9 protein-coding genes and 1 pseudogene are annotated in these 9,265 nt (G+C 48.2%); 7 read left to right on the top strand and 3 right to left on the bottom strand.

Annotation, left to right across the window (positions count from 1 at the left end):
- Positions 1 to 23: 23 nt before the first annotated feature.
- The 4 genes and pseudogenes from JF818_RS13090 to JF818_RS16480 all read left to right on the top strand — a co-directional run bounded on the left by JF818_RS13090 (position 24) and on the right by JF818_RS16480 (position 3,211).
- A complete protein-coding gene (locus JF818_RS13090) occupies positions 24 to 317 on the top strand; it encodes a UxaA family hydrolase (RefSeq protein ID WP_198892433.1) in 294 nt (97 codons plus the stop codon).
- On the top strand, positions 314 to 1,492 hold the full coding sequence (locus JF818_RS13085; protein ID WP_198892432.1) for a UxaA family hydrolase: 1,179 nt from the start codon (positions 314 to 316) through the stop codon (positions 1,490 to 1,492). Before JF818_RS13090 ends, JF818_RS13085 begins: the two co-directional genes overlap by 4 nt.
- 405 nt (positions 1,493 to 1,897) lie before the next feature.
- Positions 1,898 to 2,626, top strand: a pseudogene (locus JF818_RS16485) (sugar phosphate nucleotidyltransferase); the annotation flags it as partial.
- 6 nt (positions 2,627 to 2,632) lie between these two features.
- Entirely contained in the window at positions 2,633 to 3,211 is a 579-nt protein-coding gene (locus JF818_RS16480; RefSeq protein WP_370570345.1) for a cupin domain-containing protein, read from the top strand.
- A gap of 259 nt (positions 3,212 to 3,470) precedes the next feature.
- Here JF818_RS16480 and JF818_RS13070 read toward each other — a convergent pair whose 3' ends face one another.
- The gene (locus JF818_RS13070) at positions 3,471 to 3,689 is read right to left on the bottom strand and encodes a hypothetical protein (RefSeq protein WP_198892429.1); all 219 of its coding nucleotides are present in this window, start codon (positions 3,687 to 3,689) and stop codon (positions 3,471 to 3,473) included.
- Positions 3,690 to 3,787: 98 nt separating this feature from the next.
- A complete protein-coding gene (locus JF818_RS16730) occupies positions 3,788 to 4,762 on the bottom strand; it encodes a tocopherol cyclase family protein (RefSeq protein WP_198892428.1) in 975 nt (324 codons plus the stop codon).
- Positions 4,763 to 5,225: 463 nt separating this feature from the next.
- Between JF818_RS16730 and JF818_RS13060 the strand changes: the two genes are divergently transcribed.
- The 3 genes from JF818_RS13060 (at position 5,226) to JF818_RS13050 (ending at position 8,945) form a co-directional block, all read left to right on the top strand.
- Positions 5,226 to 6,077, top strand: coding sequence for a hypothetical protein (locus JF818_RS13060; protein ID WP_198892427.1), 852 nt, complete (start codon positions 5,226 to 5,228; stop codon positions 6,075 to 6,077).
- A 125-nt stretch (positions 6,078 to 6,202) separates the two neighbouring features.
- Entirely contained in the window at positions 6,203 to 8,197 is a 1,995-nt protein-coding gene (gene tkt / locus JF818_RS13055) for a transketolase (RefSeq protein ID WP_198892426.1), read from the top strand.
- 142 nt (positions 8,198 to 8,339) lie between these two features.
- Positions 8,340 to 8,945 carry a class I SAM-dependent methyltransferase gene (locus tag JF818_RS13050; RefSeq protein ID WP_370570344.1) on the top strand — a complete coding sequence of 202 codons (606 nt, stop codon included), beginning with the start codon at positions 8,340 to 8,342 and terminating at the stop codon, positions 8,943 to 8,945.
- On the opposite strand, the gene JF818_RS13045 is transcribed toward JF818_RS13050, so the two are convergent.
- A partial coding sequence (locus JF818_RS13045) for an ADP-ribosylglycohydrolase family protein (RefSeq protein WP_198892425.1) occupies positions 8,914 to 9,265 on the bottom strand: 352 nt, incomplete at its 5' end. The two genes, JF818_RS13050 and JF818_RS13045, sit on opposite strands and share 32 nt — an antisense overlap.

The raw sequence follows: 9,265 nt of genomic DNA, 5'->3' as shown, positions 1-9,265 counted from the left end.
ACTGAAGCAGAGGAGGAATTCGTTTGGAATCCAAAGCAATTGTAGTTGACCCAAAGGACAACGAAGCAACCTGTAAGCGTGGCGCCAGAGCAGGGCAGAATGTCTCTTGTCTGGGAATTTGTGAGCAAATCGTAAACTGTGTCCAGGATATTCCCCCCTATCATAAGATTGCCCTGCATGCAATCTCCAAGGGAGACCCTGTCTATAAATACGGGGAAGTCATTGGTTTGGCCACGGAAGATATTAGGCAAGGTGCTTGGGTGTCAGACGCCAATATACGAGGTGCCAGCAGGAATTATGAGACTGAACTACTGTGAGAAAAGGTATAGAGATGGAATTTTTGGGATATAAGCGAGCAGAAGGAAGGGCAGGGGTGCGCAACCATGTCTTGATCCTTCCCACCTGTGGATGCAGCAGTGAGACTGCCCGTATTGTGGCAAGCCAAGTACAGGGAAGCATCAATGTGATCATCAATACCGGCTGTGCTGATGTAGAGGCCAATACTGAGCTGACACAACGAGTCTTAACTGGATTTGCACTTCATCCAAACGTGTATGCTGTGGTTATCATTGGGCTTGGTTGTGAGACAGTAGGACATGATGAGCTTCATAAAAAGCTGAAGGCAGAGACCAGTAAGCCCATTGTCTCATTTGGGATTCAAGAGGAAGGTGGCACAGCAAAGACCATTGCAAAAGCCGTCCCTGCGGCGAGGGCTCTTGTCAGCGAAGCCAGCGCTCAATCCCGTGTTCCCTGTCCCATCGGTGACTTGCTTCTCGGTCTTGAGTGTGGTGGTAGTGATGCCACCAGTGGTATTGCCGCCAATCCCGCACTCGGTGAAGTATGTGACAAATTGATTGACCTGGGAGCTTCAACGATGCTCTCGGAAACCATTGAGTTCATAGGTGCAGAGCACATACTTGCAAATCGGGCTATCAATAAGGAAGTGCATAACCAGATCATTCAGATCTGTCGAGACTATGAGGAGCACCTCTCTGCTGCCGGTCAGGACTGCCGGGCTGGACAACCTACTCCTGGCAACAAAGAAGGCGGCCTCTCCACCTTGGAGGAGAAGAGCCTAGGGTGTATCAAGAAGGGCGGAACCCGTCCTATCGTGGAAGTGCTCCAGGAAGGGGTACGTCCCACCAAGAGCGGCTCCCTGATCATGGATACCCCGGGTTATGATGTAGCATCGGTAACCATGATGGTTGCAGGTGGTTGCCAGCTGGTAGCCTTCACTACCGGACGAGGAACCCCCACCGGTATTGCCTTGGCTCCTGTGCTCAAGATCACGGGAAACCATGAAACGTACCACCACATGGAAGACAATATGGATGTGGATGTGAGTGGCATTACCGAGGGTATATACTCCATCTCTGATGGTGCTGAGCGGATATTCGATGCAATTGTAGAGAGCGCAAACGGTAGAATGACCAAAGCTGAAGTCTATGGATTCAGCGATATCTGCATCGATCATATCTGCAGGTTCGTGTGATACAATGTCTCTTTCTCTGATCAGAACACTCGTATGGTTATGCTCTTCAAAGCAAGAGGAGCTTTTTCAAGCCCTCCGGGGGGAAGTAGAAATATATCGACAATATGGAATCCAGGAGTCAGGATCGATCCAGGTGTCATGGTCTCAAATGGAGATCGCAAATATTGGCTGTTCTCTCCTCCCACTACTTCGCCTTGGTGTCGAAGCACCAGATTTACCCCATACTGGTTTGTTGCCTCATTATTGAAGGTGAGTGCAATTGGTCATGAATGTCCTTTCTTTAGGGGGAAAATATTAAAAGTATCGTTTGTTTCTTTCCATTATGTGCAAGCTGTCCTATCATGGAGACATCATACACCTTAAGTACCAATGAGTGCTTCGAGAAAAAGGTAAGGAGAGTCCTGGATGCATATCGTACTACTGTCTGGAGGATCGGGAAAACGGCTTTGGCCACTTTCGAATGAGGTGCGATCGAAGCAATTCATCAAATTCTTCAAGAAAGAAGATGGTAGCTATGAATCCATGGTATAGCGGGTTCATCGCCAGATCAGGAAGGTTGATCCAAACGCAACCATTACCATTGCAACTTCCAAGACACAGGTCTCTGCAATCCATAACCAGCTTGGAAAGGATGTAGGCATTTCCGTCGAACCCTGCCGTCGTGATACCTTTCCTGCCATTGCACTTGCTGTTGCCTATATGCACGATGTGCAGAATGTAGGGGAGAAGGAGGCTGTGGTTGTCTGCCCTGTGGACCCGTTCGTGGACGATGCGTATTTCTCCATGCTCGAGAAAGTGGGAAAGCAAGCAGAGAAGGGTGAGTCAAACTTGGTTCTCTTGGGTATTGAGCCTACCTATCCAAGTGAGAAGTATGGGTACATCATTCCCTCTGATGGCAATTCTGTAAGCAAGGTCTCTACCTTCAAGGAGAAACCAGATGCTGCAACCGCAGAGACCTATATCTCCTCTGGTGCTCTTTGGAACGCAGGGGTCTTCGCATTCCGCTTGGGCTATCTGCTGGAAACAGCTCACAGGCTCATTGATTTTACTGATTACCATGATCTGTTCGCAAAGTACGAAACTCTCAATAAAATCAGCTTTGACTATGCTGTGGTTGAAAAGGAATCAGAGATCCAGGTAATGCGGTATGAAGGAACCTGGAAGGACCTCGGTACATGGAATACACTCTGTGAGTCATTGAGTGAGCCTGTAGTCGGGCTTGGAGAGATGGACGATTCTTGCACTGATGTGCAGATCATCAATGAGCTGGACATCCCCATTCTTGCCATGGGTCTGCATGATGTCATTATCTGTGCCAGTGCTGAAGGTGTGCTTGTCTCTGATAAGGAGCGCTCGAGCCAGATCAAGCAGTATGTTGAATCCTTCAAGCAACCGATCATGTTTGCAGAGAAATCCTGGGGAAGTTTTCGTATTCTTGATATAGGGAAGGAGAGTCTAACCATCAAGGCAATCCTTCAGGCCGGGGGGCAGATGCACTACCACAGTCACAGACAACGTGATGAAGTGTGGACTATCATTGGAGGGAGAGGCATTGTAGTCCTGGACGGAGAGAGAAGAGCAGTAAAAGCTTCTGATGTAATTTCCATCAAGAGAGGAGTCAAGCATACCATCATTGCCGAGACGGAACTCACCTTGATCGAGGTACAACATGGAATTGATATCTCTGTTGAGGATAAGGAAAAATTTTCGCTTACCTAGAAGACTCGTATGGCACGTACGACCAATAATTCTTCTTTTTCGACTTTACCCTGTGCTCCATTGGAGAATCCATGAGCCCAAGCTCGTTCCCCATCATAGGAGGAAGAACTCCAGTAGGCAAAACCCTCCCCGCGGAAGGTGTCCTTATTGGTCCTTGCTAGGCAGAGAACAATAGGGAGAGTTCATCTTTTGAGGGTAGGAAATAGTCGGTGAAGCCATCAAATACAAGCGTACTGCAGTAACTGGCTGCTGTTTCGTTCTAGGAAGGGTCCTGCTCCACGAGCTCTTGTGTGTTGGCCTTTCCGCTCCCGAGATTGGTACTTGTGTCCACCTCGAGACCGGTTGTTCCCCACCTTGCCAACATTTCGGTATCTGCTGGGGCTGCCTCCATGTATTGCCAACCACCAGAGGCATCTCCCTTATCAAAGAACACCAAGCCACCGGCTGCCATAGCCACGAGGAATACTAGATATTTCATGGTTGGGCTCATGATACCATGTCATGGGACCACAGAAAAGCTGAATATGATTCTGATATGACTTTCAAGGAGGAGAACGTCACAGAGTAGCTGTTAAGTTAACTCATCAGATTCCCTGCTTCCGGTAGTTCTATCCCAGCCATGGTGCCTGTCTCCTCAAGGAGAAGGGCACCATCCTTGTCTTTGATGGTGAGTGTAATGGTTCCCATGATGCTTTCCAGCAATGGTCTCTCCATCTTGCCTTGCCTGGGTGCCACCAGTTTTGAGGCTGGTCCAAGTTCAGCGAGAAACGTCAATTGCTTCTCTTTGGTCTGTATCTGTACAGACGCCTGGGTTTCACTGCTTTCCAAGTGAGTAATTTTAGCACCAGTGTAGGTGCCGAACCGTATCAACTCGTCTCCATGCTTTACAAACCCAAGAAATCCAGGAAACACATGTCCAAGAAAAGGAATCTTGGCAACAGAGAGCATACAAGAGATGTTTGTCGAGGGAAAGCAGTTTGATTGCATCCATATCCATGCCTCGGGAAAGGAGGTTCCCCAGTCCTTCTCGATATATCCAATCCCTTCACTCATATCTATCTTGTTGCCATTCAGCGTAAGAGACCCCCAGAGGGTATGAGAAGTGGACACAACTCCATGGAAGCACTCCATGAAGGGAACATAGGCGTACCATCCCATGATTCCTGGAGAGGCGAGTGTAACTGGGAATGAATGGGTTCCTCTGTTTGTCACGCTCCCTGACAATAGTAGATCTTCATGATTGATGTTTAGGATAATTTCTTCCGTTGAAAGACGATTACCGGCAATCTCTACAAAAAGCTTTTTCTCATCAGCCTTAAAGGCTTCAAAGGGAAAATGAATGTTCCAGCTTTTTCCTTCCCTGCTGCTGATCACCTGGATAAAGGCATGTCGCTCTTCTTCTGATGCGCCCAAGGCAACACCAGGAATAATGGAGAGTACTTCAGGCTGTCTGCCTGGAAGTGCCATTTTGAAGTACCAGCCTTCAAAGTAATGGGACTTTTTATGTCTACCTTGAAAGATTTCCGGGTGAAAGAGGGAGTATAGGCTCACACAAACATCCTTGATCGTACAGCGTTGGTTGTTCCAAGTGTACCGTAGGATGTAAGGTATTCCTAGAAAAATATGGGAGAGGTTGTTTCACTGAAAGAGAATCCATGAGCTTGAAACAGGAGGGCATGTGTCCTTTAGAACCCGGTGTTCAGGGCCATGAAAAATAGGAACAGTGTAAGTAGGATTGCAGCAAATAAATATCCTTTTCTGACCATGTGTATCCCCCTTGGATAATGGTAAGACAAACAAGGGAGGAGTTCGTTACAATTAGTAAAAACCGATTTTCTGTGAGGGGAAAACATCAAGTAAGTATTTCCCTTTAAGGTCAAACCAGATTCATCCTGTTCAGAAATCAGAATAAATGAACAACCAATAAGTATCCCCCTTATTCACCATAATAAAGTATTTGGTTACGCCACCCCCTATGATATGCTGTACCTACGTTATGTTTGGAGGAATTGCTGTGAAACAGAATAAACGATTACTCGCACTCTTGGTGATACTCATGGCAGCAGGTCTCTTGTTTGCCCAGACCACCAACAGTGGTACGCTGAAGCTTACTGGTGCATATGGGACTGGCATTGAGGCAAAACTCGATGCAGCCTACCAGGCAAAGATTCCTGTATTGGCAGGGGAAGGCCCTCTGTTCAGTGGAAACAATGTCAAAGTAAAGGCAAACCTCGGTCTTTCTCCCATTGCTGGGACGGTGACCCTCGATGCAGTCCTTACCCCGATTGCCGTAGCTGAGATAAGCTTGGGCGGAGGCCTGGGAACCGGTTGGGATTTTAATCTGATGGACCTCAATGGTCTGAAACTCGGTACAACCGTAGGAGCTCCTCTCGCTTCTGATAGTTTGAATGGCCTCTATTACCTGGGTAGGGCAGGAGCAGCCTTCCAGTTTGACACTGGTGCCATCTTCTCGGGAGATTGGATGAGCGTAGTAATCCGTACCTACCATGAGTTGAACTACAAAGGGTATAGCAATGCTTCTTCCGACCAAGCTTGGGAGTATGAGAATGGAGGGGCCATGGTCAATGGATTCAACTATAAAGGTGAGTACATCCTTGGCTACCAGATGCCCCTGATGGTTAACCTGGTTGGCTTGCAGTTGGAAACCTACACCTTCAATTTATTTGATAATGCCACTGATATGGTTGGGGACTTGAGTGTTATTGCCAACACCCAATTTACTGAAGACCTTTCTCTCTTGACTGCAATCCAGTTCACCAACTACTCCAAGGATGACAACCGTGTTATTACCAAAGGCGATGCAGCATTCAAGAGGATAGCACTAATTCTTACCTATGCTTTGTAGAGAACGTTGACGGTTTTGACTATTTGTCAAGAACACTGTATCTTTAGTGTTAGGATCACATCCCCGGCTTCTTTCAGATCCGGGGTGTTTCATACATTAGTGTTAGAGATTTTTTGGAGGGATGGATGAAAACGAATAAACTTGCTGATGCAATCCGCATATTGAGCATGGATGGCGTGCAGAAGGCCAACTCTGGTCACCCAGGTGCCCCAATGGGCATGGCAGATATTGCTGAGGTCTTGTGGCGCAAGACCATGGCACATAATCCCAAGAATCCACAATGGGTCAACCGTGACCGCTTTGTGCTTTCCAACGGTCATGCTTCAATGTTGATATACTCATTGTTGCACCTCAGTGGCTATGACTTGGGAATTGAGGATCTGAAGCAGTTTAGACAGCTCCACTCCCGAACAGCTGGACACCCAGAATATAAACTTACCCCTGGAGTAGAGACTACCACTGGACCGCTTGGACAAGGTATCGCGAATGCGGTAGGTATGGCTCTTGCAGAAAAGAACCTTGCTGCCAAATTCAACAAGGATGGGTTCCCCGTCGTTGACCACTACACCTACACGTTCCTTGGCGACGGTTGTATGATGGAAGGAATCAGCCACGAAGTAGCTTCCTTGGCTGGAACCTGGAAATTGGGCAAGCTTATTGCCTTCTACGACGATAACGGCATCTCCATCGATGGTGAAGTGGGTGGTTGGTTTACTGATGATACTGCCAAGCGCTTCGAGTCATATGGGTGGCAGGTATTCAGAAATGTTGACGGCCACGATTCTGATGCAATTCAGAAGGCCCTTTCAGCTGCAAGATATGAATCTTCCAAGCCTTCTTTGATCATGTGCAAGACGACTATTGGCTATGGGTCTCCCAACAAGGAAGGTACTGAGTCCTGTCATGGTGCAGCCCTTGGGGAAGCCGAGGTTGAACTCTCCCGCAAGAAGTTAGGCTGGGAGTATGATGAAAAGTTCTTTGTACCTCAGGAAATCTATGATGCATGGGATCAGAGTGAACGGGGTGCCAAGCTTGAAGGTAAGTGGAATGACCTCTTTGCCTCCTACAAGAAGGAATACCCTGCTGAGGCAGCTGAGCTCGAGAGAAGACTCTCAGGCCAGTTCCCCACTGACTGGGAAGCTGAGTTCGATAAAGCGATCAAGAGCTGGCAGAATGACAAGGTCAAGGTAGCAAGCAGAAAGGCAAGCCAGATGGCCCTTGATGTATTGGGTTCCTTGTTCCCTGAACTCCTTGGTGGATCAGCAGACCTCGCTCCTTCCAACTTGACTGAGTGGAAGGGTTCTGAAGCCTTCGATCCCAAGACAGGAAAGGGCAATTACCTCCACTTTGGAGTTCGTGAGTTCGGTATGGCTGCAATCCTCAACGGTGTTGCACTTCATGGTGGATTCCTCTCCTTCGGTGCTACATTCCTTATGTTCATGGAGTATGCTCGTAATGCTCTACGCATGGCAGCCTTGATGGGTATCAGAAACGTCTATGTATTTACCCATGACTCCATTGGTCTTGGTGAAGATGGGCCTACCCACCAGCCTGTTGAGCAGATTGCAAACCTTCGCATGACTCCCAACATGGTTACCTGGAGACCTTGTGATGCAGTGGAAACTGGTGTTGCTTGGAAGAGTGCGATCAAGAGAACTGATGGTCCTTCTGCTCTTCTGTTGAGTCGTCAGAACCTTGCTCCACAGGATCGCAGTGACGAGCAGCTCTCCCAGATTGCACAGGGTGCTTACGTACTCTATGAATCAGGGGATAAGCCAGAAGTTATCCTGATCGGTACCGGCAGTGAGGTTGAGCTTGCTGTCAGTGCTGCGAAGAAGCTTGCTGAGGAAAAGGTCGCCGTCCGTGTAGTTTCGATGCCTTCTCCGGAGGTATTCGACAAGCAGGATGCGGCCTACAAGGAAGCTGTACTTCCCTCTGCAGTTACCGCTAGAGTCGCTGTTGAAGCCGCTTGGGCTGACTACTGGTACAAGTACGTTGGATTGAACGGAAAGATCATCGGTATGCGTTCTTTCGGTGAATCAGCACCTGCTGGTGAGCTGTACAAGCTCTTCGGCATCACTACTGAAGCAGTCTACGAGGCTGCCAAGGAACTGCTCTAAGCTATTATAAAAGCATAACAATTATACTGCCCGCTTCCTGAGAGGAGGCGGGCAGTGTTGTCCCAGATTAAATTACACGATATCGTAGAACTGCTTTACTCCCATCTAGAGGAGTACTATCAGGATATGGGAGGATTGGTCCGTGATTGATTCATCAAAATACTATGACCTGCATGCTGAGCAGTATCTATCTACAACCCGAGATGTCGATATGACCTCCCACTATGCCATGTTCCTCCCGTATATCCCCTCTGGTGGCTGTATTCTTGATGCAGGCTGTGGTAGTGGGCGTGATTCACGATACTTCCTTGACTGTGGAAACCAGGTGGAGGCCTTTGATCTGAGCGAGTCAATGGTAAAGGCTGCCTGTGAACTCACAGGGCTGCCAGTACGGCAACTCTCTTTCCAGCAAATGGATTACAAGAACGCATTCGATGGGATTTGGGCCTGCGCTTCACTGCTGCATGTACCAATTGAAGAACTGCCTCTTGTCTTTGAAAGAATGGCCGTTGCACTGAAAGAACAGGGTGTACTCTACTGTTCTTTTAAGTTGCAAGCAAATGACTTTCAGAGAGAAGGAAGACACTTCACCTGTTTTACTACAGATGCATTTAGGCAGTTTGTTGATGAGCTGCCATGGTTCTCCCTAGAAGAGCTGGTCGAGACCCGGGACCTCCGCCCGGGAAGGGCTGAGGAGCATTGGATCAATGCCATACTCAAGAAAGTTTCTGCACCACCGGTAGGTTGATCAATTCCTCAACCCACTCCTCTGCAAGCCGTTCCAGCCTTTTATGGGGGTAATCGATCAATCCTTGCAGGCAATTCGATATCTTCAGCGCAGAAATCCAACGCTCAGGCATATGTTCCCTGGTGGCAATTGCTCCAGCCAAGGCTCCATAGATAACAGCATTGGTGTCGGCATCACCAGCACGCATAATGAGGTCTACCATTCCTTGCTCGAATGAATCCTGGTGCAGCAGGGTATAGAAGGCAAGCTGGAAAGCAACCAATACCCAACCTTTGTATGGGCCATCGATACCCTGGGGTGGTTCATGTGCAGCCTTAGAG

This window comes from Sphaerochaeta sp. S2 (assembly GCF_016406725.1).
GTDB lineage: Bacteria > Spirochaetota > Spirochaetia > Sphaerochaetales > Sphaerochaetaceae > Sphaerochaeta.
The sequence above is the reverse complement of the archived record's forward strand: the minus strand, read 5'-3'. Positions and strand labels throughout refer to the sequence as shown.